Genomic DNA, 24,612 nt, shown 5'->3' on the forward strand with positions numbered 1-24,612 from the left:
CAGGGTTATGCACAGAGCGTGGATAATCGGCTACTGAGCCACTCTAGGGGATGAAAAGCCTAGAAGATAGCTGGGGAGAGCCTTGTGGATAATTACACCGTTGTGGTTCGAAATCGGGCCCTGTGAGCCACTTCATCCACAGGCTGTGGGTTGAGGTTAACCACAGCAGGTGCAGGGCAGTGAGGGGTAGCCCGGTTTGACTACCGGATGCTTTTTGGCCTAACGTTGTGAAGTCCTTTGTGTCCGCTTTTCGACCTCATTTGAATCTCTCTGACGTTCGCGTCCTACGAGCCGAGGGCAGCGTGTGCACATACAAAACTTAGCGTCGGCCAGTTCTTCCCCTTTTTGATCGGGTGGGCGCACCTTTGATCCACTGGAGTAACTAACGTGAGCAAGCGGACTTTTCAGCCGAATAACCGCCGTCGAGCCAAGAAGCACGGCTTCCGCCTTCGTATGCGTACCCGTGCCGGCCGTGCCATCCTGGCAGCCCGTCGTGGCAAGGGCCGCACCGAACTGTCGGCCTAAATACACTGACTCGTCGGTCAACATCCCTTTGCGAGTTTAACGGTGCTAGCCACCAGGAACCGTCTGAGGACCTCAACCGATTTTTCAACAACTGTACGTTCCGGCGTCCGCAATGGACGCCGGAACGTAGTGTTATATACGGTAGCTATTGCTGCTGACGAACCAAGCCGGATCGGATTCATCGTTTCCAAGAGTGTCGGGAACGCTGTTGTCAGGAACCTCGTTAAGAGGAGACTGAGGGAAGCCGGCGCTTTGTCGTTGCAGGAATACGGTACCGGGTTCGCCATTGTGGTCCGGGCACTGCCTGCGGCCGCCGCTGCCAGTTGGGACCAACTGCTGGCAGATTACAATGCCGCTCTGGAAACGACCATGAAACGGCTGGGCGGCCGCCTTCCTCGGGCCGCGTCAGCGGTTTCACGGGAAACAACACAGGAAGGGACACCGCGTGCGTAACTCCATTGCCGCCGTCGTCCACTTCCTCAAACCGGCAGCGGTCCTGGTGGGCACAGTGCTCTGGAACCTGCCCCGCAACTTTCTCATTCTGCTGCTGAAGGCCTACCGCAAGGTGATTTCGCCCTTGTACGGTCAGGTCTGCCGCTTCTTTCCTTCGTGCTCGGCGTACGCCCTCGAGGCAATCACGGTGCATGGCGCCGTCAAGGGAAGCTGGCTTGCGGCCCGGCGCCTGTTGCGCTGTCATCCTTGGAACGCCGGCGGAGTGGACCATGTCCCCGCCGGTCACCGCCACTGGCCCGAAAACCGGACCCCCACAATTGTTGTGCTGAACAACCCGGACAAGTACCTGGCTGCTCAGACTGATGGAGAAGGCCGCACTGCGGCCTGACGAATAGGGATATCGTATGGACTTCTTTGAAACAATCATGTTTCCGTTCAAGTGGCTCGTGTCCATCATCATGGTGGGCTTCCATGAGGGACTGAGCACCATTGGCCTGCCGGCGGCGAACGGCTGGACCTGGACGCTGTCCATCATCGGGCTGGTGCTGGTCATTCGTGCCGCCCTGATCCCTGTGTTCGTCAAGCAGATCAAGGCCCAGCGCGGAATGCAGCTCCTGCAGCCGGACCTGAAGAAGCTGCAGGACAAGTACAAGGGCAAGACAGACCAGCTGTCCCGCCAGGCCATGGCCCAGGAACAGATGGCCATGTACAAGAAGCACGGAACCAACCCGTTCTCGGCCTGCCTGCCCATGCTGATCCAGATGCCCTTCTTCTTCGCCCTGTTCCAGGTGCTGTCCGGCATCACGGCGGCCCGCGATAAGGGTGCCGGCATTGGCGCCATGAGCCACGAACAAGTTGTCCAGTTCGATGAGTCGAGTATTTTCGGTGCTCCGCTGTCCGCCACCCTGCTTCACGGCACACCTGCGGGCGGCAACGTGGTGGCTGTCTGGACGCTCTCGATCGTGATGATCCTGGCCATGACGGCGTCGCAGTTCATCACGCAGAAGCAGATCATGGCCAAGAACATGTCCGAAGAGGCAATGGCCAGCCCGTTCATGCGCCAGCAGAAGATGATGCTTTACATCCTGCCGATCGTCTTTGGCGTGGGTGGCATCAACTTCCCCATCGGTGTCCTCATCTACTGGACCACCACCAACCTCTGGACCATGGCGCAGCAGTTCTTCGTCATCCGCCGCATGCCGACGCCGGGATCCCCCGCCGCCAAGGCCCTCGCCGAGCGCCGTGCCGCCAAGGGCCTTCCGGCCCTGCCTATTCTGGGAGGCAAGAAGGCCGACGTCGAGGCTGAAGCTGCCGCTGCTGCCGCGGTCGCCGAGGCCAAGAGCCAGCGCATCCAGCCACAACGTAAGAACAGGAAGAAGAAGTAATGTCTGTCGATAGCACCGAAAACGCCGTTTCCGCCGAGGCCATTGAAGACCAGGACGACGCCCAGGATGAGATCCAGAATGCAGGCAAGGGGTCTTCGGCCAGCCGGTTGGAAGAAGAAGGCGACGTCGCGGCCGACTACCTGGAAGAACTGCTGGACATCGCCGACATTGACGGAGATATCGACATCGAGGTCCGCAACGGACGGACCTACATTTCCATCGTGGCAGAGGAAGAATCTGCAGGCCTTGAAAGCCTCGTTGGCCGCGACGGTGAAGTGCTCGAAGCTCTGCAGGAGCTGACCCGGCTTTCGGTCCTTTCCGCCACCGAGAACCGTTCCCGTTTGGTGCTGGACATCAACGGATACCGCCAGGAGCGCGCAGGCCACCTGCAGAAGATCGCCGAGGACGCCGTGGCTTCCGTGAAGGAATCCGGTCAGGCTGTGGCACTGGAGCCGATGAGCGCCTACGAGCGGAAGATTGTCCACGACGCTGTGGCCGATCTCGGGTTCGTCAGCGAATCCGAAGGCGAAGGTGCCGGGAGGCACATCGTTGTCTCCGCAGACTGAAGATTCCGGGACGCTGACAATGGTTGACATTACCGACGCCGAACTGAAGGCGGCTGAGGCCATCTTTGGCGACCGCCTCGAGCTGGCCAAGCGCTACGTGGAGCACCTTGCCACGTCCGGTACTGAACGTGGCCTTATCGGACCGCGGGAGATTCCCAGGCTCTGGAGCCGGCACGTTCTGAACTGCGCCGTGATTGAGCGGGAAATTGCTCAAGGCAGCCATGTTGCGGATGTTGGCAGCGGTGCCGGACTGCCGGGACTGTGTTTGGCAATTGCGCGGCCTGACCTCGAACTGACCCTCATCGAACCGCTGGAACGCCGGGTGATCTGGCTTCAGGAGGTTGTGGACGACCTCGGGCTGAGCAACGTGACGGTTATGCGCACGCGCGCTGAACTGGCCGTGGGTATGGTGAATGCCGACGTTGTCACCGCCCGTGCGGTGTCGGCTCTGTCCAACCTTGCCGGCCTGACGATCCCCCTGCTCGCTGGCAAGGGCGAGGTTGTGGCTATCAAAGGACGCAGCGCCGGGGAAGAGATCGAGAAGGCTGCCAAAGCGATCCGCAAGCTCGGCGGCGTACAGACGTCCGTAGTGGTTGTCGGCGAGGACATCCTCGAGGAACCCACCACTGTGGTTCGAATCATCGTTAATAAGACGCAAAAGATTGCCTAACCGCTGGCCCGGTGCCGCAGGACTTTTGGGGGAACCAGTTAGGCTAGTGAACGGCAGAAAAAGCCGAATGAGAGTGAGTGTGTCACAGTGACCAGTAGCGAAGCCTCCACACAGCGGATCCCCCCGTTCGTGTCCCTGGGGTCCGCACGGGCCATGGTTGCGCCCTCAATTGCGCCCTCGGATTCGTGGAATCACCTGAATTCGGTTACAAACCGGTCCAGGTCCGCGGCAGTTTCACGTGAAACTGACTCGGTCAGCGGAAACATCATGGACACCATTGATGACTCGAGCCCGATTGCCCGGGACCTGGCCCATGAAAACAAACGCCGCGAACGGTTGATTGGACGGCAGCTTCCCAAGCCGGAGAAGACACGTATCTTCACGGTGTCGAACCAGAAGGGCGGGGTAGGCAAGACAACCACCACGGTCAACATTGCCGCTGCCCTTGCTGCCGCCGGGTTGAATGTCCTGGTCATCGACATCGATCCCCAGGGGAACGCCTCCACGGCTCTGGGCATCGAACACCATGCGGACGTCGACAGCATCTATGACGTCCTGATCAACGACGTTCCCCTCAAAGACGTGGTGGCCCCGTGCCCCGACATCGCCAACCTGATCTGTGCACCCGCCACCATTCACCTGGCCGGCGCTGAAATTGAGCTTGTTTCCCTCGTCGCCAGGGAGCAGCGGCTCCGACGCGCGATTGATGTTTACGCCAAGGAACGCGAGAAGTCGGGCGAGGCCCGTCTTGACTACATCTTCATTGACTGCCCGCCGAGCCTTGGCCTTCTGACGGTCAACGCCTTCTGCGCCGCCAACGAGGTCCTGATTCCCATCCAGTGCGAGTACTACGCTCTGGAAGGCCTCAGCCAGCTGCTGAAGAACATTGAGATGATCCAGAAGCACCTCAATGCAGAGCTGGTTGTTTCCACCATTCTTCTCACCATGTATGACGGCCGGACGAACCTGGCCGCGCAGGTGGCAGCCGAAGTTCGTCAGCACTTCCCGGACCAGGTCCTCGGTGCCGTGGTGCCGCGATCGGTCAGGATCTCCGAGGCTCCCAGTTACCAGCAGACTGTGATGACGTACGACCCCTCCTCCAGCGGTGCACTGTCCTACTTGGAAGCCGCAGCCGAAATCGCTGAACGTTAGAATTTTCAACAATTGCACTAGCCAGAGCCGGGTCTGCCGGGCTCTTCCATTGGAGGGATTTATCCATGAGCGATAAGCGACGCGGCCTCGGTCGTGGTCTTGGCGCACTCATTCCAAGTTCCGCTCCGGCTAACGCTTCCGGCAACGGCACAGCGCCTTCACGACCAGTGGACTTGTTCTTTCCCGAGGCACGCAAGACGTCCACGGCCGCTGCCGTTCCCGTGGAAGAGGAAACGCCAGCGGCGGTTTCCCCAGCACCCAAAAAGTCTGTCGGCAGCGCATCGCCGTCTGAGTCGAAGGTTCCGGCTGAATCCAAGGCTCCTGCCCGGAAGTCCGCGGCCAAGCCTGCCGCAGCCAAGCCGGCCGATGCGGAGAAACCCGACGAGGATGAGGCGGCTCCATCAGCGGCTGCAATTGTCACCGATGCCGGACCTGAACTGGTAGAAGTCCCGGGCGTCAGGTTCGCGGAAATTCCGGTCGGCGACATTCACCCGAACCGCAAACAGCCCCGCTCCGTCTTCGATGAGGACGACATGGCGGAGCTGGTTCACTCCGTCCGCGAAATCGGCGTTCTTCAGCCAATTGTGGTCCGGACGTCAACCGAAAAGGGTGGCGAACCGTTTGAACTCGTCATGGGTGAGCGTCGGTGGCGTGCAGTACAGGCCGCAGGGCTGGAAACCATCCCTGCAATTGTCAGGGATACCACCGATGATGACCTGCTTCGAGATGCACTCCTCGAAAACCTGCACCGCAGCCAGCTGAATCCCCTTGAAGAAGCGGCCGCCTACCAGCAGCTGTTGGAGGACTTCGGTACGACTCATGAGCAGCTCGCGGATCGAATTGGCCGTTCCCGCCCGCAGGTTTCGAACACCTTGCGCCTCCTGAAGCTGCCGCCGCTGGTCCAGCGAAGGGTCGCCGCGAGTGTGCTGTCCGCAGGTCACGCACGGGCATTGCTTGCCCTTCCCGATGCAGCGGCCATGGAACGCCTGGCACAGAAGATTGTCGCGGAGGGAATGTCCGTTCGGGCAACCGAGGAAGCTGTCACTCTATATCAGAGTCCGGCAACCACCTCCAAGAACAATGTCCCCCGTCCAGGCGCTCGTCATGAACGCCTTGACTACCTTGCATCGTCCTTGTCGGATCGACTGGATACGAATGTAAAGATCTCCCTTGGTGCCCGAAAAGGCCGCGTGAGTATCGAATTTGCCAGCGTGGAAGACTTGAACCGAATCATGGAAGTTCTTTCTCCTGGATCTGAGAACTAGATCTAAGCAAACGGAGAGGGCCTGTTTCACGTGAAACAGGCCCTCTTTTTGTTAGTCTTCTGCCCCTTGTTAGCGAGGCAGCTCCGAAAGTAGCAATAGGTAATGCCTGGTTCGCATCGAGTTTAGGTTTCAGGGGACCCCATATGGGGCGGTCAGCCTATGACTTAGGGGCGCCAGCCCGTGGTCTGTCGCCAACCGCAGGCTATCCATCGCGGAGCCCGCCGCTTTCGAGATCGTTGCTGTGCTCCAATATGTGGACTTATGTGTCCTAAGGGTCGCCCGCGCGTCCTTGGCACGGCCCAAACGGCCCGGAGTGCCGTTCTACGGCGCTTAGGCTTCAACGCTGAAGACCTCCGGCAGGACCGTAGTTTGCGAGCCAGACCGGCCCATAGAGCGCCCGACGACCCGAATGTGGCGTGAATGGCTCTGACTGCCCACCTCGGCTTGTCGTGGTGCCGCCTGGGCTGGTGCCGCCTGCCCTGGTGCCCCCTGCGCGAAACCGAGATGTGGCAAGGTCGGGATCTGATCGGATTGTCTTCGGGGATTGAAGGTGCCGCTACCAGCTAATCGTGTGATTTCGGGCTGTCGATTCATTCGGAGATGGTTCGCTGGGTTGCGGCAACCACGCCATATCGACTTGATATCGCCATGCATTCTGGTGGGGGTGTCGCCGGCGTTGTACTTGTGGAGGTAGAAAGGGGCGGTGAAGCCAGAAGGGTCCGGTTGTTGACGCCGTTTAGGACAGATTCCTACATCGGGAGCACATCGTCGGCGCATGACAGTTTGTCTTTCTCTGGCCAACATGGAGGGTCTTTGGGGCTTCTGCAGAGCCCCTCTCGCCGAGTCGGCGCAACGGATTCGTCTCCCTCTGCGAGATTCTAGGGAGTGGCGCAGATTGGTTCGAACTGTTGCGTGAAGGGATGGCCGTGCTGTTTCACGTGGAACCGAGGCGCACATTTGCTCAGTTGTACCGGTATTCTCGGGAAGGGCCAGGACCTGATCGCCGCATGATGAGGCAGCAAACAGGACGCCCTTGGCAGCGTGACTTCCGCTGACTGTGCCTTCCTCTACGTATACCTCCGTCGGATGTTCAGTGGGTGCGTGCTTCGCTTGGACTGTGGAGAGCGTGCAGGAACTGGGAGTAGCTTAGTCTTCACTGTTGGCGCGCAAGAGTAAACCAGACTGAGGGAATTCCGGTCCGTGGTGAGGACAGGCGGGCTGTCGGCTATTTCGCTCAATTTCGTGGCTGACTTCAGAACCAGAACTTCTTCGATGGAGGGTTGGTCGATCCGGACCAGCCCCTCTACCAAGCAAGGAAGCAGCCTGGGAATGGCCCAAGGGGTAGCCGATCCTGGCATAGCTCGGAGTGGGATGAGGTCATCGGGCACTCCCCCGAAGCGCCAGCGTTTAGAGCTAAGCAATTCGCATTGCGCCTGCTGGGAAAGCCGCTGATGTTTCACGTGAAACGTGGATGTGGGCGGTGAATCCAGGTCACCATCGCCATTTGTCATTCCCGACTGCCGGAAGGTGCTTCTGCGCTGCGTCCGTGAACCCACCCCGAATACCGGGCACTACTGCCGGGTGGTGTCCTGTGGGGAACCGGTCAACAAGAGTTGCCAGAGGCCTGCCCGGGGGAAGCTCGGAAACTCTCGCTGAGGCATTGTGACTTCGTCAACCTGCGGCGGAAGAGCTACGGTCCATGGAGACTGGGATGGTGCATTGGAAACTGGACGTTCGCAGATAGGTTCCGGAGTGTCCGAAAATCTGATTAGTCAGGTCAGATCAGGCCAGTTGTATTCCGACGGCAGGCGCAACGAGAGATGAGGACGTCGGTGCCACTACGTGCACCATGGTTGCCGCGCGGTCGACGATGGAGACTGATTCGACGCCCGGCTCCTCCCCGCGGAAGTGCTGAGAACAGGCATGGCCGCCATGACGGACCGCGATTGTGGGATGGTGCTGCAGCTGCACAGTGAGATCGGCTCCACCTGAGTGAACGCTCGAGGCACGCGTAAAGATGGGGCCGATGGCTGGATGCAGCATCCGTGCCAGGATGACCTCCTCGGTTCGCCTGGCTATGTCGCACGGGGTGAATGACTTTGCGCCGACCGGAAGATCAGTTCCTTCCACGGTCGCACCTTTCTGGCCCTCCCCTGTTCATCTGCACGCAGTAACAAGCCGAGTTCAAAGCTCCAGCGACGGCTGCGTTCAACGTGGAGAGCCGTCGTACGGGGCCGCTGTTAGGTGCCCGCATGAATCGATCGGTGCCTTGTCTGCCGCGTTGACAGGGTCGTCGATGGCGGGGTGACCGGTGCATAACCCGGTGGATATCATTGTGGATAACTTTGTGGACAATGGATCGGTCCCCTCCGATCGTGGGGATGCTTCAGGGTCGTTCATTCAAAGCTCGCATGGCGTAGCGCTGCCCACGGATACCCGTGTTTCACGTGAAACATGACAAGTGGCGGATTGGGCGGCGATTTCGCTACTAAAAGCCTCAAATTCGCTGATTCTTGGCACTTTTTTCGTTTTTTGGTGGCAATTTCTACCACCCTGAACCTCACGCCACTTGGGACTTTTTGAGTGACTCCTGTCACGTGGGGCACTGGATCCCGTCTAGCAGAAATCATGGCGAAAATCACAGTTGCCCCCTTGTGGAAAGCGCTGTGGATAAACCTGTGGATATCATATGTGGACAATTGGATTGGACTTGGGGAAAAACTCGACGAGCAGTTGCTCTGCGACTACTTCGCCTCCACAGTCGGAGGGAGAAACCTCGCCACTACTTGTCTTCATCGCGCGCGTTAGGAAGGTCAGAGGCAGCCACCACTCCGTAATTCACCGTTCGTCGTAGGCACTTTCGGGACGATCGAGAGGTGCCAGGTAGGTCGAATCAGCAAGAGAGGCGGCCGTACCGTCATGACCACCCGTGCAAGCGAGGGAAGCGCAGGCAGTCCTAAAGGGCCAAGACAGCGCCGGCGGTATCAACACGTAGCTATATCAAGTCCGAGATGTGGCCTCGAACCCCGCTCCGGAGATGGTGATGGCAATGGAAGCCACAAGGACAGTCAGCCGGCTCTTCGGTAGTCCAGGCTTCTGATGGTCCAAGCCTCTGATGGTGCGGTTCGAGGTGCCGGTGCGACAGGCTGGATGGCGTCGCAGAAGAATACTTGGCAATCAGGAGGAAGCCCCACAAGTGGCAGGTCAGTGTTCTCCTGCCGTGCTGCGGGAATCGGTTCCTTTGCTCCCGGGGCACTTCATCCTCGGTCGGCTTGCTGTCCTGGGTCCACTTAGGGGGCGCCTGGCCGGGATGGATGGCAGTGGAGCCCGCAGGGTCGCCGACAGTCAGGAGAGGCCGGGCCGGGAGTTTCTTCGGGGATGTGCCTTGCCCCTATGGTGGATGAGCTAGTTTCGAGGTCCTGACCATGGCGCCCTCCGGGGCTACGGTGCTGGCTGTCCCCTGCTCCGCCCAGGCCTTCAAGTCAGCGTGGTGCGCTATTACCCGCAGCGGTCGACGGTTGGGGGGTTATCCGTCATGGGGGTGGGTAGTTATGGTCGCTGTTGGTCTTGCGGGATTGGGTCGCTGGAGGTTAGTTGAGGGAAGACTCACTCTTCTGGCGGAGGCCCGCTGCGTCAAGGGCGTGGTGGGGTCCGGGCGGCACGACGTCCTTCGGGTCTACCTCCGACGGCACACCGCTTCTCCAGTGCGCAGGTGGGTATTCCGAGAGGCGCCGTGGCGTCCACCTTCGGAGTCACGAAATATGATTCACCGGGCGACAGATACCTACTTCAGGGTATTGAGTTGACAGGCCCATCGCCCGGCTCTCTTCGGACACTGTGCTTCGCGCTGGCAGCTGGGGCTCACATAGGTGGGGATAACGGATTTGGGCGGACGGGGGCCGACGGCGGAGCGACCCACCTCAGATAGTCATCAGTTCTCTAGCGTCGGTGTAGCGAAGTTGCCAACAGCGCGGGAGTCCATGCTCGAATCGATGGACACGGGAATTGAAAACTGGATTGGTTACTAAGGACCACAAGGAGAGGTCATGTTTCACGTGAAACAGGAGCAATCAGGAAGGCGGGGCGGAGCAGCAGGGGTTTCCGTTAGTTGTCTTAAGTTCACTTCCTGGTGCGGTCCTCACCACACTTCCTGGCGCGCTACTACGCCGAAGCCCCAGGGTGCGGGTACGCCTGGTTCCTGTCCGGACCCCCGTAGGCAGAGCAAGCCGGGACGATTGGCGAAGCTCGACAGCTGTGCATCAATGCGGGACAAGCGAGCAGGGGGCGTCCTCCCTAACGGAATTGCTGCACTCCAAACGCTCTGTGTGTTCGGCAGTGCTCGCCCTTGTCGTCTCAGACGCTGGGTGTCCTTCCAAATGACGCCAATTGTGGCAGTGGGTAGTCATGACATGAGTACGCTGAATGGTCCAGGCGTACGTGATCGGACCGTTGAAATCCGGCAAAGACGACTGCCAACATTCAGCGCTTACTCAATTGGACTCGTGCGAATGGTCCACGGCTTGCAGGAGGGCGGGGATCACAATGGTGGAAGTTCGAGGTCGAAGTCTCTCACCCTTGGATGTTTCACGTGAAACAGCAATGATCCCGACGGGCGCATCGTAATGGGGCTAGTGGTGATTACCTCACCCGTCTGGGAATCATTAGTTCAGGTACGCCCCCGGAGAGATTGCTCAGGTACTCCCCCGGAGAGAGTCCAGTCGGGGTCAATTTGGTGCCGGCATACGAGGCTTCGTTTCGAATACTCCGGGCCTGGGACGCGTGACTCGAGACACGGCTCGCCAAGGGTTGCTAGCTGAATTCGCGTGACGGGCCAGTTCTAGACTGTGAACAAGCGCGACCCGCGGGCGATCATGTTGCGTCTACTTTCAGATGTCGATGACTCCCCCTGCAAATCGAGCCCTTTGTTGCCCGCTCTGGAGCAGGAGTGAGGCATCCGATTCGTGTGAAATTCGACCAGTTGGAGGATGTCGGAGGGAAAGTTGTTCCCGCCCTTGCGGTCTCGCTAATAGCCAGAATGAAGCTTCCTATGCACTGACTTGCCGAGTTTGAGGAGCCTTTGGGAGGCCGATCGGCCGCTGCCGGTTGTATTCTCCGACCTGGTCGATGGCGCATTGAAATCCCGCACCTGCGTGAGGGCGTAGAGCGAGTCTGTCTCCGGCGTTCCTTGGGTCGGCGGAGGCGATTCTTTTGGTACGCGCCGAGCCGCGCTTAATGTCATGGTGTTGGGCATCGCGGCGAAGATAGCGCGGGGATACCGCGCATAGGCAGCCAGGAACGAAAGCGGTCGGCACTCAATGTGAACCGGACCGGAATCGTTGACCGGTACGCTGGTGGCCCACGACCTCAGGATGAGTTTGTTCCCGCAGGAAGAAAAGAGTCTGAGTTTGGCAGTGCTGTCACCGGGTTGAAAGAAGGTTGACCCGACGATCTCGTTCGCGGGATCGCGCGATGTCGCCGCAATCAGCGGGTGGGTCTCGCCAAGTTTTCGTAAAGCATTGCGGAGCGTTTCACGTGAAACAATTTTCCGCGGTACGCGGGAGCCCGCCTCAGTTAACTGCGATCTGCAGTCGCGCTCCCCGAGGTCCTGGCAGCTCCAAACACCCGCTGTCAGGGCGGGACTACATCTCCAGCACCATCTGGACTTCCCCAAGTGATGTGGCATCCTGAACAGGAGGCGCAGCGTTTCACGTGAAACAATCTCAGATTTGGAAACGGGTCCATCAGCCGGTGGGTGTCGGCTGCAAGATCAGATCAGAGCCTGACCCGATCAGCTACCCAAGATCCCCTCCACCAGTTGACCGGGAACACTGCTACATCTGAGCAGGCAGCAATCCCCCAGGGGAGACCCTCCCAAACGCCAAGCAAGGGAATTCGCATCGAGATCCAGCTCTGAAAAATTCATCTATCCGAAACAACCGGCCAAAGTTACTATGGCAGTTTCCATCGCGCGTCGCAGGTTTTTGCTGGACGGCAGTAGGTCGGGAACCACCCCGTCGCGGCTCGCGGAGAGGCTCCGCTGCCCGCGTGCGTGCCGTCGCGCAGCTCGCAGCCGCCGTCACCTGCGACGACGGCCATAACCGCGCACGATCTGCCGGTCCGGCAGCTGACGCCGACCTTCGCGCCGACGCCCTCGTTAGCCTGCCGGCTTGGCAGTTCGCAGCCACCCCCCGACCACGATCTACCGGTCGGGCAGCTCGACGCCGCCCCTGCCTGCGACGCCCCCGCGCCCGCGAAGCCTACCCGCCGCCCGCGAAGCAGCCCGACCCCGCCCGCCGCCCGCGAAGCAGCCCGACCCCGCCCCCGCAACCGCGAAGCCGCCCACCCACGCCAGCCCCCAGCGAGAATCCTCAAACCAGGGAAACAAAAAGCGGTGGCCATCACCTGTTCAGGTGATGGCCACCGCTGCTGGTATCCCGGACTGCGGGTTACGCATGATGCCGCTTAGACGGGCAACGTACTACGAGAGGACGTCAGCAAATTCCTTCTCAAAGAACTGCTTCGGCTTGGCGCCGATAACGGTGTTCTTCACCTCGCCACCCTGGAACAGGTAGACGGCGGGAATGGAGGTGATGCCATACTCGGCTGCGATTGCCGGGTTGTCATCCACGTTCACCTTGACGACATTGACCTTCTCGCTGTACTCAACGGAGATTTCGTCCAGGATGGGGCCAAGCTTGCGGCAGGGACCGCACCATTCTGCCCAGAAGTCCACTATGACCGGCTTGTCGGCCGAGAGTACATCCGTGCTGAAGCTTGCGTCGGTTACGTCTTTCGCGTTGCTCATTGTTTTGTTGTTTCCCTTCGGATCAATAGTGCGCTGTTAGGCGTGGAAGTCTGCGAGGTAGTGCTCGACGTCGATGGCTGCGACACAGCCCGAGCCGGAGGCGGTGATGGCCTGGCGGTAGGTGGGGTCCACGACGTCGCCGGCAGCGAACACACCCTTGACGCTCGTCTTGGAACTGCGTCCCTCAACCGCAATGGTGCCGGCCGGGGTGATCTCCAGCGTGTCCTTGATGAGTTCGGTGCGGGGATCGTTTCCGATGGCCACGAAGACGCCGGTGACAGCAAGTTCGGATTCGCTGCCGTCCACGAGGTTCTTCAGCTTCAGGCCGGTGACCTTGTCGCCGCCGAGGACATCTTCGACAGCGGTGTTCCACACGAAGTTAATCTTCTCGTGGGCCTGTGCGCGGTCGCCCATGATCTTTGAAGCCTTGAGCGTGTCCCGGCGGTGTACCACGGTGACTGACTTGGCGAACTTGGTGAGGAACAGTGCTTCCTCCATGGCCGAGTCGCCGCCGCCGATGACGGCGATGTCCTGGTCCTTGAAAAAGAAACCATCACAGGTTGCACACCAGCTAACGCCGTGCCCTGAAAGTCGCTTTTCGTTCGGAAGGCCGAGCTCACGGTAAGCCGATCCGGTGGACAGGATGATGGCGCGGGCCTGGAAGGTCTCCCCCGTCGCGATGGTGACGGTTTTGATATCGCCGTCGAGGTCCAAAGCGGTGACGTCCTCGAACTGGATCTCCGTGCCGAACCGGGCTGCCTGCTTCTCGAAGTTCTCCATGAGGTCAGGACCCATGATGCCTTCAGGGAAACCGGGGTAGTTTTCCACGTCGGTGGTGTTCATCAATTCCCCGCCGGCCGTGACGGAACCGGCAAGGAGCAGCGGCTTAAGGTTGGCACGTGCCGTATAGACTGCAGCCGTGTAGCCTGCAGGGCCGGAGCCGACGATGATGACATCACGTACTTGGGACGCGGTGTTTTCTGCGGTGCTCACTGAACGGTGAACCTCTTCCTTAGTCGATGCGCCTGCTTTTGCTGGCCGGCCACATGGCACAACCCATTGTTGATCCTGAATATTCCGGGCATGGAGGTAGGCCAACAAGGCGCCACCACTCAGGGTACCGCCTAGTCGTTCCGGAAGAAGCCGTGTTACCGGGCCCGGAACGTGTTGCTGCCCGGGGCTGTCCCGTGCCGGCTGGGTGTCGGGCCGCTACTGAACCTTGATCTCGCCGAGGCGGAGACCGTAGCCGAAGCGGGTTTTCGGTGCAGCCAGCTTGGGCAGGTTCTTGATGGACACGATCACGTACTGCGCTGTGACCGGTTCCGGGAGCGGCATGGTCAGATCCGGAGAGGTAAAGCTGTTGGTCCCGACCTGCTTGGCACCTTCCAGGGACGGACGGTCATTTGTCAGCACGCTGATATTGCCGCCGGAACCGCCAAGCTGGCTGAGGGTGATGGACGAAACCTTGGAGGGGCTCTTCAGTTTCACCACCAGGGAAACATCGGGAGCAAGTCCGCCCCAGTTGTCAGTGGCAAACTCCATGTCCGACCAGTAGCTTGCCGCATTGCCGTCGAACGTCTTCGAAAGGTCGCCATCGTAGGTGGCGGCAAAGTCGAAGTCGCCAAGACGGGAGACGCCCTCGACGGCGGGCGGACCTGCCGCCGGCGCGGTGGACTGGCTTGCTGTCGGCTCGCCGCTGGACTGTGGCTGGGACGCGCTGCTTGACGTTCCGGGGGCGGGGTTGCTCTGCGGTTCGGTCTTGAACAGACTCCCCAGGTTGGAGACGGCAAAGATGAGGCCTACCACCAGCACGGCAGCAAGCAGCCCGCCCACGAGCCACCGCATTGACCTCGGCTCGCGCTCCGGGGGCTCGTCGTCGTCGTAATAATCGTCTGTTTCGTCGCCCCGGCCGCCGCCGGCGAACGCGGGGAAGGTGGCTGCCATCCGTTCACGGGCAGTCCTGGCCGGCCCGGTGGAGGGTGCCTCTTCTTCCGGGTAGTCATAGTCGTTGTTCGCCCACAGGGAGACTTTGGGTGATTCGGCTGCAGGTGCCGGGGCATTGAGCGATTCCGTGTTCCGTGCGGCAGGTACGGCCTGCTGCGGAGTGGTCGCCTGAGGTGCAGTGGTGGGTTCCCGGGACGCTTTGCTTGCGGCTGCGCCACCGGAGGCGAGCCCCGCAGCGCCAGCAGCGGCGCCGGCGGCTGCTGCGCCGGCTCCCTGACCGCGTGCCTGGCCCGAGTCGGATCCGGGGGAACCGACGGAGGGAGCCGACGACGGACGAACGGGCGCGGTGCGGGGCGGCACCACGGGAGGGACCACCGGCGGGGACGAAGGTTTGCGGTCCTGGCCGGCCGGCTGGTTGTTGCCGTAGTTGATGTAGCCTGCGTCGACTTCTTCCTCGTCGTACAGGCCGTCATAGGTTTCCGGCTCGTGGGACCGGGCGGTACCGAAGATTTCGCTGCCCAGCGTGTCCGTGAAGAAAGGCTCCACGTACGGCGGGTTGGAGGCAACCACGAGGTCCAGGAGATCGGCGGCTGAAGTGTGGTTGGTGATCAGGTAGGTGGTGGACTCGCTGACGCCAAGGTCGAGGATCTGCACGTTTCCGGGCCGTTCCCCGGTGGCCACCTCGCGGGCGCTCTGGGCCACCTGCTCCGCGTTGTCCGGACCCGCAACCAGGATGCTCACCGGCCGGTTGAGGACCTGGTCAACACCATCCAGCACCAGATCATGGTCGTGTGAGGTCAATACGGTGGCGGTGACCTTGTAGCGGCCGCCGAGCACTGATCCAACATCGATCGGGTGGGACACGGGTTCCTCCTAGACTGCCCGGGGAATCCCCGCCTCAATCATGCCAAAGCGGATACGCCGGTTAGCCGGTTAATTTCTGGTCTGTTACTACTACCCTAGTTAGCTTCTGATCCTAGCCGATGGTGCGTTACGGCCGTGTGAGACAGGCACGGTGAAACCGCGCCAGTTCACCTCTTTTTCTTCCGCCGGCCTTCCGACCGTGCACTGAAGTGCGGGTTGCGCCCGGCCGGTCCCTGGAAGGTGCGGCGTCCGGGCAGCGGTATTTCCTCGCGCATGAAGCTCCCCCGCGCGGTGGTGGGTACATCCTCGGAAGGGAGGTACTCGCCTGCGGAAGCGGTTTGGTGCTCGTCATGGTGCGGTGCCGGTTCCTCAACCTGCGGTCCCGCACGGAACGATGCCGCATCGAACTCTCCGGAAATGCGGGGGATCAGGCCGGTGTCAACCGAAACGGTGGCGCGCTCCGGCGTCGTGCGTTCCCGGTGTCCTGCGGTGTCGCGCGACGTATCCGCCGCAGCGCCCGTCGGTGCGGATGGGGCGGATCCCCGCCCCAGCCTGCCCAGAAGCGGCTGCAGCAGGTCGCGAAGCTCGGTGACATGGAAAAGTTTCAGCAGGAACAGGTACGCCACCAGCATCACGGGCCCGACGACGACGATGGTCACCAAGGCCTGGATCCGGCCGCTCCAGGCAAAACCGTCGGCACTGTAGCTGCCCATCAGCCACAGCGCACCGGCGCCGGCCACGGCGGACCCCAAAGCCGCGTAGCCCATCCGGATGTACGAATTGGCGATGCGGGGGCCGTCAAGGTGCCCCAGCAGGCGGCGGAGGAAGTGCGCACTCACAATCACGGACAAGATGTTGCCGCCCGTGTACAGGATGGCGATGGCAAAAATGATCTGGTCGTACGGCAGGAACTGGATGGCGAAGGCCGCCACCACGTTGACGATCGCCAGGACCAGCTGGATGTAGAAGGGAGTGCGGGCGTCCTCGTTGGCGTAGAAGACCCTGGACATCATGAAGTTGGCGCTCATGAACGGCGTGCTGAGGGCCAGGATGGTCAGGGTCTGCGCGAGCATCACGCCGTCCTGCACCTTGCCGCCGGAGAAGAACATGCCCAGCGGGCCGGCCAGCGCGAAGAGAGCCAGTGCACCGAAAACCGTGGCCACCGCCATGGTCCGCAAGCCGTGGGACAGGGCGTCCCGCAGGGCCCCCCTGTCGCCGTCCTGGGAGGCCCGCGTCATCCTGTTGAACAGAACGGTGGCCAGTGAGAGTGCGATGATCGAGTGCGGCAGCAGGTACAGCTGGCTGGCCACTTCCAGCACGGCGTTTCCCGGCAGGAAACCGGCCGCCGGATCCCCGGCACGCTCAAGGCGCAGGCGTTCGGTACCCGGAATGGTGGCGATGCGCATCACGTACAGGAAGGCGAGCTGGCCGACGGCGGCAGTAAGGAGCGTCCAGACGCTCAGTTTTGCGGCCTGCCCCAGGCCCACGCCGCGCCAGCCAAACTTTGGACGGAGTCCCAGCCGGAGGCGGAATACAGGAACCAGCAGGATGGCGGTCTGGGCCACCACGCCTATGGTGGAGAACCCGGCCACCAGGAACGTCTGGGTGGATCCCCAGTTGTCCAGGGTGTGCGGATTGGTGACGTTGGCCCCGAGGATCCAGATGAACATGCCCAGGCCGGCGATGGCCACGATGTTGTTCAGGATGGGCGCCCACATGGCCGGTCCGAACGCCCCGTTGGCATTCAGCACCTGCGTGAGCAGGGCATAGAGGCCGTAAAAGAAGATCTGCGGCAGGCACCAGAACGCGAAGGACACCGCGAGTGATTTTTGTTCGGCCGAATACCCCTGCGTGGTCAGCTCTATGACCCATGGAGCCAGGAGGGTCACCAGCAGCGTCAGGCTGAGAAGCACCAGGACAGCCAGGGTGAGCAGGCGGCTGATGTAGTCCGCTCCCCTGTCCGGGGCCTTGCTGGCCTTGATGATCTGGGGAACCAGGACGGCGTTGAACACACCACCGGCCACGAGGAGGAAGATCAGGTTGGGCAGGTTGTTGGCATTGATGAAGGTGTCATTGACCGTGGAGCCGAGGCCAAGGGCTGCACCCAGCATCCAGGTCTTGCCGAAGCCCAGGAACCGGGAGACGAGGGTTCCGGCCGCCATGACGGCACTGGAGCGGGCTTCGCTTGGCTGGACAGTCTTGGAATCAGTCACAGAACCTCAGAGGTGTTCCGGCAGGACTTCCCTGGCGAGGTCCGCGATGCGGCGCTCATTCGGAAAAGACAGCTTGCGGGCGAGCTCCTGGATGGGCACCCAGGCGACATCCACGGCTTCCTGGTCGGGATCGTTTTCGATAGTCAGCTCGCCGCCCGTGGCCCGGAGCAGGTAGTGGTGGACGGTCTTGTGGACGCGGTGCCCGCTGACGGTAAACCAGTAGTCGATACTGCCCAGCGGGGCCAGGATGTTTCCGCTGATGCCGGTTTCCTCGGCGATCTCGCGGACGGCCGCTTCCTCGTTCTTTTCCTTGCCCTCCGGATGGCCCTTCGGCAGGCACCACTCGAGGCGACCCCCCCGGTTAAGGCGGGCGATGATCGCAACCCTCAGTTCGCCGTCGGACGTATCAACAACAACGCCGCCGGCGGAGATTTCCTCAACGGTGGGCAGCGAGGCCGGTCCCGGGTGCTGGGCGGGCGCGACATGGGCACCGATTGCCGACGGCAACGGTGGGTTTGTCCTCCTGCCAGGAGCACTCGGTACGGGATGGGCCATGAAGTCCACTCTAACGACTCTTGCCCGTTCCTGATGACCGGAACATGACAAGAAAGTGGACTGCGTGTGACGTAGATTCCCGAAGCAACGGTGTAACGGCGCGGTTAGGCGGCCCCGATTGGTGCTTGTTGGCGTGGTTTTCTGACAAGCTTAAGTAACTATGGCGCACGCACATCAAAAGTCCGACCCGCACACCGTCGATTTCCAGGTGGACCCGGTGGTCCTGGAGCTCGGACAGCGCTTCGTCGACGCCGGCCACGAATTGTCGCTGGTGGGCGGTCCCGTTCGTGACCTCTTCCTGGGCAGGCTCTCCCCTGACCTGGACTTCACCACGGACGCCACGCCGGACCAGACCCTGGCGCTGATCAAGAAATGGGCGGACAACTTCTGGGAGATCGGACGGGCATTCGGCACCATCGGAATGCGGAAGTCCGGCTTCCAGATCGAAATCACCACCTACCGTGCCGAGGCCTACGACCCGGAGTCGCGCAAGCCGGTCGTCGCGTTCGGTTCATCCCTCACGGATGACCTCCTGCGCCGGGACTTCACCATTAACGCGATGGCGCTGCGGCTGCCCTCGATGGAGCTGGTTGATCCGTTCGGCGGCGTCCGCGACCTCCATGCCTCCTTGCTGGCCACGCCAAGTTCGCCGGAGGCATCCTTTTCCGATGACCCGCTGCGCATGATGCGGGCGGCTCGCTTCGCCTCGCAGCTAGGTGTGGCCGTCCGTGCGGACGTGAAGGAGGCCATGACCCAGATGGCGGAACGGATCACCATCATTTCCGCGGAACGTATCCGCGAGGAACTGGTGAAGCTCATCTGCGGATCCCACCCCCGCGTGGGCATCGACCTCCTGGTGGACACCGGCCTGGCCGAATTCGTCCTGCCGGAAGTTTCCGCGCTGCGGCTCGAAGCCGACGAACACCACCGCCACAAGGACGTTTACCAGCATTCCTTGCAAGTGCTGGAGCAGGCCGCATCCCTGGAAACGGATTCCGACGGCGCCGTCCCCGGCCCCGATTTTGTGCTGCGGTTTGCTGCCCTCATGCACGACGTCGGCAAGCCGGCGACGCGCCGTTTCGAACCGGGCGGTGCCGTGAGCTTCCGCCACCACGACATGGTGGGTTCCAAACTGACCAAGAAGCGGATGAAGGCCCTCCGCTTCGACAACGACACCATCAAGGCCGTGGCGAGGCTGGTCGAGCTGCACATGCGCTTCTACGGCTACGGCGAGGCCGGGTGGAGCGACTCCGCGGTCCGCCGCTACGTGACGGACGCCGGACCCCTCCTGGAGCGCCTGCACCGGCTGACGCGGTCTGATGTGACCACACGCAACCAGCGCAAGGCCGACAGGCTTTCCTTCGCCTATGACGACCTCGAGGCGCGCATTGCGGCGCTGCGCGAGCAGGAATCGCTGGAAGCTGTGCGGCCTGACCTTGACGGCGGCCAGATCATGGCCCTGCTCGGGCTGAAGCCCGGGCCGGTGGTGGGCAAGGCCTACAAATTCCTGCTTGACGAGCGCATGGAGCACGGCCCGCTCGATCCCGCAGTGGCAGAGGCCAGGCTGCGGGAGTGGTGGGCAGGCCAGCCCGAGGCCGCAGAACAGCAGCCGGCCGCCGGCGTCGAACTTTCCACTACTGAGGAGTCATAAGTGATTTCAGCTAACAGCACCGCACGCCCCCAGCTTTGGATCCTGCGCCACGGTGAGACTGAATGGTCCAAGAGCGGCCAGTACACCGGACTCACCGATCTGCCGCTGACGGTGGAGGGCGAGCAGCAGTCCGTGGAGGCGCGGAAGATTCTCGACGGCGTTGACTTCGACCTGGTGCTGACCTCCCCCCTGCGGCGGGCACGCCGGACGGCGGAACTTGCGGGATTCCCCGACGCTGAACAGGAACCCCTTGCAGTGGAATGGAATTACGGCGACTACGAAGGCATCAGTTCCGACCTGATCCGCAAGGACAACCCGGAATACCTGATCTGGACCCACGGCGTGCCCAACGGCGAGGCCCTTGAGGAAGTGGCTGCCCGGGCGGACAAGATCGTGGCCCGCGTGCTCGAATCCGGACTGGACAACGTACTGATTGTGGCCCACGGACACTTCTCCAGGATCCTGACCGCACGCTGGTTGGGACTGGACCCGCACGAGGGCCGGCATTTCATCCTGGGGACGGCGAAAGTCTGCACGCTGGGATGGGACAAGAGGACCCCGGCCGTGGTCCGCTGGGGACTATAAAGACGATTTATCAAATATTTCCGGGAATTGCTTAAATTCACTAGTCAAATGCTCCATTGCTGGTGTAATTTTATTCCTGACTCCAGTGCGTTTTGCCAGGGTCATCGGCGCGTGCTGTCCGGTTAGTCAACCGAACAGCGGCAGAACGGAAAAGGAGGTTGGGAAAAATGATTACTTTGACTAGCGGATGGAAGATGACCATCACCGCCACCCCGGCCTCAGTTGCTGCCACGCGCCCTTTTCACGGAGTGACCGCCTCCTAACCTAGCGATTCCGGCCTCCCGGCCGAATCCTGGTAACGGCTTCCCGATTCAGGAAGCTCCCGGCAGTCATCCGTAGGCGGGCCCCATGCGGTTACGCAACACCCCATAGTTCAGAACCCCGCTTCTTGTTGGGGTCTGCGGCGTAGCTGCCTCTGGGGCCACTCTTCGCGTAGCGAAATCCATCATCTGCTTCGGTCTTTATGCCGGAGCTAATTCACCGGGCATTTCCATGCCTAATTTAGTGCCATTAATTCCGTTAATTAATTGGCTTTATTTGTCATGCCCAATTCCGGGCACAACCACTCATCAAAGGACCACACGTGAGCAGCACCGCCAGCACCATGCAACAAGTCGACCGTGGCCGACGACGCCTGACAACACCCCGGAAGGAGGTACCCATGATGAAATGGCTCCGGAGCGTTCTGCGCTTTGGCTGGCAGCCGGCGTTGAAGGAGAAGACGCTGTTCAACGGCCAGCTCCTCGACCAGAACCGTGAAGACGTGTACGTCGTCCTGCACCAGATGGGCGGCGTCCTTCGCTGAGCAAACGATCGTCGTTCCCTTCAGTACCGAGCTGCAGCCGGTAACGGAAAAATCCAGGAGAACCAATGGCGGCGAGCAAGATTCATGCACAAAAAGCCCACGCGGCGACGCGCGGGCTTTTTGTTGCCGGTACACAGCCAAGCCGGGACGGCTGGTGCGCAACTGCGACGGTAAGCTCGAGGAATGCAGGAGACAATGCCGCCGGCGCACCGGAAACGGTCCCGCCTGGTTATCCCGAGCCGAAGTGACCTCCTGCTCAGGAACTTCACCGAGCTGATCGGCGGGCCCATGGGGCGCCGGGCTGAACCCGGAGTCGTCTCGCCGGGTATATTCACCGTTGAACGCGTCCTGATCATCCTTACGGTTCTGGCCGCCCTGGCAAGCATCATGGTCAAGAACTACTGCCGCGCGAACGGCTGGGAGTCGCCAGGCCAGTTCTACTCCACCTGTTATTCGGATTTCCCGGAACTCTTCCGCAACCGCGGACTGGGCGACGGCACCTTTCCCTTCTTCAGTGAAGGCAGCTTCTTCGAATATCCCGTCCTGATGGGAATCATTGCCGGCCTGACTGCCATGCTGGTCCCGGGGCAGGGCGCCACCGATGCGCGCATTCTCGGCTACTTCGACGTCAATGCCACTCTCATCGCCGCCGTCTGGATCGTCACGGTCCTGGCAACCGCGCGCATGAGCCGGCGCCGGCCGTGGGACGCCGCCATGGTGGCAGTGGCCCCCGGCATCATCCTTGCCGGGGTGATCAACTGGGACATGTGGGCCGTGTGCCTGCTGGCCGTCGGGATGTACTTCTTCGCCCGTGACCGGCTGGTGCTGGCCGGCGTGCTGATCGGCCTGGGCACGGCCACCAAGCTGTATCCGGTCCTGGTCTTCGGAGCGATCCTGCTGCTGGCGCTGCGGACCGGAAAGATCCGGCCCCTGCTGGTCACCGCCGCCGCGGCCGCCGCCGCGTGGCTCGCCATCAACCTTCCCATCGCCGCAATGAACCCCTCCGGCTGGAAGTACTTCTACCAGTTCACCGAGGACCGCCCGGCCGGCTACAGCTCCCCCTGGTTCGCCTACAACCTGGTGGCCGGGCGGCTGCAATGGACGCCCCTCGGGCCCGAAGCGATCAACACCCTCGCCCTCAACCTGTTCCTCATCAGCTGCGTGCTCATTGCCTTGCTGGCGCTGACCTCACCCCGACGACCCAGGCTCGCCCAGCTGGCTTTTCTGATCGTTGCGGCGTTCATCCTGACCAACAAGGTGTACTCACCCCAGTTCGTCATCTGGCTGATCCCCCTCCTGGCCCTGGCCCGTCCGCGCTGGCGCGATTTCCTGATCTGGCAGGGCATCGAAGGCCTGCACTGGGCGGCGGTCTGGATGTACCTGGCGCAGGTGACAAGCGGCGGCCCGACGCAGCACAACATCGACATGCCCTACTACGTGCTGGCGGTGGGCCTGCACATGATTGCCACCGCGTACCTGATGGTCCGGGTCGCCTGGGATATCTGGGACCCCGGCTACGACATCATCCGGCGCCACTCATTGGACGATCCCCAAGGAGGGCCGTTCGACGGCGCACCCGACTGGTTGCGATTGGATCCGGCGAACCCGGCCGCATCGGTGCTCCCCTGGCGGCGGGCGGCCAGCGATGCCTGACGTCGCCGTCGTCGGCTCCGGTCCCAACGGCCTGGCGGCAGCGGTGACCATGGCCCGCGCCGGCCTCAAGGTGCAGGTGTTTGAGGAGGCTGCCACTCCAGGCGGCGGCCTTCGGACCTCCGAACTGATGCAGCCCGGCCACCTGCACGACATCTGCTCGGCAGTCCAGCCCATGGCGCTTGCCTCCCCGTTCTTTCAAGACTTCGAGCTGGCGCGGCGCATCGACCTCATCACGCCGGAGCTTTCCTTCGCGTCGCCCCTGGACGGGGGCAGGGCCGCGCTGGCGTACCGCTCCCTGGACCGCACTGCTGCGGGGCTAGGACGGGACGGCCCCGCGTACCGCCGCCTGATGGCACCCCTCGTCGCCCGGGCCGCCGGCGTTGCCGACTTCACCCTGAACCAGCTCCTGCGGATTCCGCACGACCCCGTTGCCGCCGTTTTGTTCGGGCTGCGGACCCTTGAGCAGGGCTCAGCGGCGTGGAACGCCAGATTCAGGGACGATCTGGCACCGGCCCTCCTGACGGGTGTTGCCGCGCACTCCGTGGGCGCCCTGCCGTCGCTGGCGCCCGCCGGTGCGGGGCTCATGCTGGGGACGCTGGCGCATGCGCAAGGCTGGCCCATTCCGGTGGGCGGGTCCGCTTCCATCGCCAGTGCCATGGTCCGGGACATTGAAGCGCATGGCGGGACGGTGGAAACCGGCCGGCGGATCGATTCCCTGGCTGAACTGCCGGCCGTCAGGGCGACACTGCTGGATATCGCTCCCCCGGCACTGCTCAGGCTGGCCGGGGACAGCCTGCCCGCCGGGTACCGCCGTTCCCTGGCCTCCTATCGGTTCGGCAACGCCGCCTGCAAGGTCGATTTCATCCTCGCCGGACCGGTTCCGTGGCAGGCGGCAGAATTGGCCGATGCCGGCACGGTCCATGTGGGCGGCACGCGCGCCGAGATGGCCGAAGCCGAAAACCAGGTGGCCGCCGGAAAGCACCCGGATCGTCCCTACGTCCTGGTCTCCCAGCCTTCGCGGTTTGACGATTCCCGCGCCCCGCAAGGACGGCACATCCTGTGGACGTACTGCCATGTCCCTGCCGGGTCAACCGTGGATATGGCGGAGGCGGTGACGGCGCAGCTGGAACGTTTTGCCCCTGGTTTCCGGGACCTTGTGGTGCAGGTGCAGGTGACGACGGCGGCCGGACTGGCGGACTACAACCAGAACTACGTGGGCGGCGACTTCGCGGCGGGGCTGATGGATCTCCGCGGACTGGTACAGCGGCCCGTGGTCAGTCCCGTCCCGTGGCGAACTCCCCTGCCGGGTGTGTACTTGTGTTCCTCCTCCACCCCGCCTGGCCCCGGCGTTACCGGCATGCCGGGCTTCCACGCCGCTAAATATGCCCTCAAAGACATATTCGGTCTGCCGCTTCCCCGGCTCGGTCTTTAGCCCCAAGGCTCTAGTAGTACTTTGTTAGGTTTCGGTGAAGGGGTCTTTTAATCGCTGGCCTGACCTGTTAATTTCGTTTCGTGGGTATG

Annotated in this window: 19 protein-coding genes; 13 read left to right on the forward strand and 6 right to left on the reverse strand. The window is 61.9% G+C overall.

All coding sequences use genetic code 11. The features are described 5' to 3' along the window. Nucleotides 1–387 precede the first annotated feature (387 nt). From rpmH to PV761_RS11810, 8 genes are all read left to right on the forward strand, one after another. The gene (gene rpmH, locus PV761_RS11775; RefSeq protein ID WP_003800212.1) at nucleotides 388–525 is read left to right on the forward strand and encodes a 50S ribosomal protein L34; all 138 of its coding nucleotides are present in this window, start codon (nucleotides 388–390) and stop codon (nucleotides 523–525) included. A gap of 42 nt (nucleotides 526–567) precedes the next feature. After that, on the forward strand, nucleotides 568–978 hold the full coding sequence (gene rnpA, locus PV761_RS11780; protein WP_028271881.1) for a ribonuclease P protein component: 411 nt from the start codon (nucleotides 568–570) through the stop codon (nucleotides 976–978). Beyond that, complete coding sequence (yidD, locus tag PV761_RS11785; RefSeq protein ID WP_028271880.1) at nucleotides 971–1,366, forward strand: membrane protein insertion efficiency factor YidD; 396 nt, start codon at nucleotides 971–973, stop codon at nucleotides 1,364–1,366. Before rnpA ends, yidD begins: the two co-directional genes overlap by 8 nt. 16 nt (nucleotides 1,367–1,382) lie before the next feature. Further along, the gene (yidC, locus tag PV761_RS11790) at nucleotides 1,383–2,363 is read left to right on the forward strand and encodes a membrane protein insertase YidC (protein WP_028271879.1); all 981 of its coding nucleotides are present in this window, start codon (nucleotides 1,383–1,385) and stop codon (nucleotides 2,361–2,363) included. Then, nucleotides 2,363–2,929: a R3H domain-containing nucleic acid-binding protein gene (locus PV761_RS11795; RefSeq protein ID WP_347896912.1), complete on the forward strand. Its 567-nt coding sequence runs from the start codon at nucleotides 2,363–2,365 to the stop codon at nucleotides 2,927–2,929. The genes yidC and PV761_RS11795 overlap by 1 nt, the downstream gene beginning before the upstream one ends. A 19-nt stretch (nucleotides 2,930–2,948) precedes the next feature. Then, nucleotides 2,949–3,599: a 16S rRNA (guanine(527)-N(7))-methyltransferase RsmG gene (gene rsmG, locus PV761_RS11800; protein WP_347896914.1), complete on the forward strand. Its 651-nt coding sequence runs from the start codon at nucleotides 2,949–2,951 to the stop codon at nucleotides 3,597–3,599. An 87-nt stretch (nucleotides 3,600–3,686) separates the two neighbouring features. Further along, a complete protein-coding gene (locus PV761_RS11805; protein WP_347896916.1) occupies nucleotides 3,687–4,751 on the forward strand; it encodes a ParA family protein in 1,065 nt (354 codons plus the stop codon). Nucleotides 4,752–4,816: 65 nt separating this feature from the next. Further along, entirely contained in the window at nucleotides 4,817–6,016 is a 1,200-nt protein-coding gene (locus PV761_RS11810) for a ParB/RepB/Spo0J family partition protein (protein WP_347896918.1), read from the forward strand. Nucleotides 6,017–7,798: 1,782 nt separating this feature from the next. On the opposite strand, the gene PV761_RS11815 is transcribed toward PV761_RS11810, so the two are convergent. The 6 genes from PV761_RS11815 to PV761_RS11840 all read right to left on the reverse strand — a co-directional run bounded on the left by PV761_RS11815 (nucleotide 7,799) and on the right by PV761_RS11840 (nucleotide 18,349). Further along, nucleotides 7,799–8,146, reverse strand: a complete 348-nt coding sequence (locus PV761_RS11815; RefSeq protein ID WP_347896920.1) for a hypothetical protein — start codon at nucleotides 8,144–8,146, stop codon at nucleotides 7,799–7,801. Nucleotides 8,147–12,494: 4,348 nt separating this feature from the next. Beyond that, nucleotides 12,495–12,821 (reverse strand): thioredoxin, encoded by a 327-nt coding sequence (gene trxA, locus PV761_RS11820; RefSeq protein ID WP_011693983.1) that lies wholly within the window; start codon nucleotides 12,819–12,821, stop codon nucleotides 12,495–12,497. 36 nt (nucleotides 12,822–12,857) lie between these two features. Beyond that, complete coding sequence (gene trxB, locus PV761_RS11825; RefSeq protein ID WP_028271873.1) at nucleotides 12,858–13,814, reverse strand: thioredoxin-disulfide reductase; 957 nt, start codon at nucleotides 13,812–13,814, stop codon at nucleotides 12,858–12,860. Nucleotides 13,815–14,030: 216 nt separating this feature from the next. Next, nucleotides 14,031–15,629 carry an ABC transporter substrate-binding protein gene (locus tag PV761_RS11830; protein WP_347896922.1) on the reverse strand — a complete coding sequence of 533 codons (1,599 nt, stop codon included), beginning with the start codon at nucleotides 15,627–15,629 and terminating at the stop codon, nucleotides 14,031–14,033. Nucleotides 15,630–15,796: 167 nt separating this feature from the next. Then, entirely contained in the window at nucleotides 15,797–17,842 is a 2,046-nt protein-coding gene (gene murJ / locus PV761_RS11835) for a murein biosynthesis integral membrane protein MurJ (RefSeq protein ID WP_347896924.1), read from the reverse strand. 6 nt (nucleotides 17,843–17,848) lie between these two features. Further along, nucleotides 17,849–18,349, reverse strand: a complete 501-nt coding sequence (locus PV761_RS11840) for an NUDIX hydrolase (protein ID WP_028271870.1) — start codon at nucleotides 18,347–18,349, stop codon at nucleotides 17,849–17,851. A gap of 208 nt (nucleotides 18,350–18,557) precedes the next feature. On the opposite strand from PV761_RS11840, the gene PV761_RS11845 reads away from it, so the two are divergent. From PV761_RS11845 to PV761_RS11865, 5 genes are all read left to right on the forward strand, one after another. Beyond that, nucleotides 18,558–20,048 (forward strand): CCA tRNA nucleotidyltransferase, encoded by a 1,491-nt coding sequence (locus tag PV761_RS11845; RefSeq protein WP_347896926.1) that lies wholly within the window; start codon nucleotides 18,558–18,560, stop codon nucleotides 20,046–20,048. A 3-nt stretch (nucleotides 20,049–20,051) separates the two neighbouring features. Then, nucleotides 20,052–20,633 carry a histidine phosphatase family protein gene (locus tag PV761_RS11850; protein WP_028271868.1) on the forward strand — a complete coding sequence of 194 codons (582 nt, stop codon included), beginning with the start codon at nucleotides 20,052–20,054 and terminating at the stop codon, nucleotides 20,631–20,633. Nucleotides 20,634–21,294: 661 nt separating this feature from the next. After that, a complete protein-coding gene (locus PV761_RS11855; protein WP_347896928.1) occupies nucleotides 21,295–21,438 on the forward strand; it encodes a hypothetical protein in 144 nt (47 codons plus the stop codon). 183 nt (nucleotides 21,439–21,621) lie between these two features. Next, a complete protein-coding gene (locus PV761_RS11860) occupies nucleotides 21,622–23,091 on the forward strand; it encodes a glycosyltransferase 87 family protein (protein WP_347896930.1) in 1,470 nt (489 codons plus the stop codon). After that, nucleotides 23,084–24,523, forward strand: coding sequence for an NAD(P)/FAD-dependent oxidoreductase (locus tag PV761_RS11865; protein ID WP_347896932.1), 1,440 nt, complete (start codon nucleotides 23,084–23,086; stop codon nucleotides 24,521–24,523). The genes PV761_RS11860 and PV761_RS11865 overlap by 8 nt, the downstream gene beginning before the upstream one ends. The last annotated feature ends 89 nt before the right edge of the window (nucleotides 24,524–24,612 follow it).

The sequence above is a fragment of the Arthrobacter sp. CC3 genome (assembly GCF_039907775.1).
Taxonomy (GTDB): domain Bacteria; phylum Actinomycetota; class Actinomycetes; order Actinomycetales; family Micrococcaceae; genus Arthrobacter.

Excerpts from the sequence above, each read along its gene's own strand:
- yidC (WP_028271879.1), top strand. The coding sequence starts at position 1,383 with ATGGACTTCTTTGAAACAATCATGTTTCCGTTCAAGTGGCTCGTGTCC.
- PV761_RS11795 (WP_347896912.1), top strand. The coding sequence starts at position 2,363 with ATGTCTGTCGATAGCACCGAAAACGCCGTTTCCGCCGAGGCCATTGAA.
- rsmG (WP_347896914.1), top strand. The coding sequence starts at position 2,949 with ATGGTTGACATTACCGACGCCGAACTGAAGGCGGCTGAGGCCATCTTT.
- PV761_RS11810 (WP_347896918.1), top strand. The coding sequence starts at position 4,817 with ATGAGCGATAAGCGACGCGGCCTCGGTCGTGGTCTTGGCGCACTCATT.
- trxA (WP_011693983.1), bottom strand. The coding sequence starts at position 12,821 with ATGAGCAACGCGAAAGACGTAACCGACGCAAGCTTCAGCACGGATGTA.
- PV761_RS11845 (WP_347896926.1), top strand. The coding sequence starts at position 18,558 with ATGGCGCACGCACATCAAAAGTCCGACCCGCACACCGTCGATTTCCAG.
- PV761_RS11855 (WP_347896928.1), top strand. The coding sequence starts at position 21,295 with ATGATGAAATGGCTCCGGAGCGTTCTGCGCTTTGGCTGGCAGCCGGCG.
- PV761_RS11860 (WP_347896930.1), top strand. The coding sequence starts at position 21,622 with ATGCAGGAGACAATGCCGCCGGCGCACCGGAAACGGTCCCGCCTGGTT.
- PV761_RS11865 (WP_347896932.1), top strand. The coding sequence starts at position 23,084 with ATGCCTGACGTCGCCGTCGTCGGCTCCGGTCCCAACGGCCTGGCGGCA.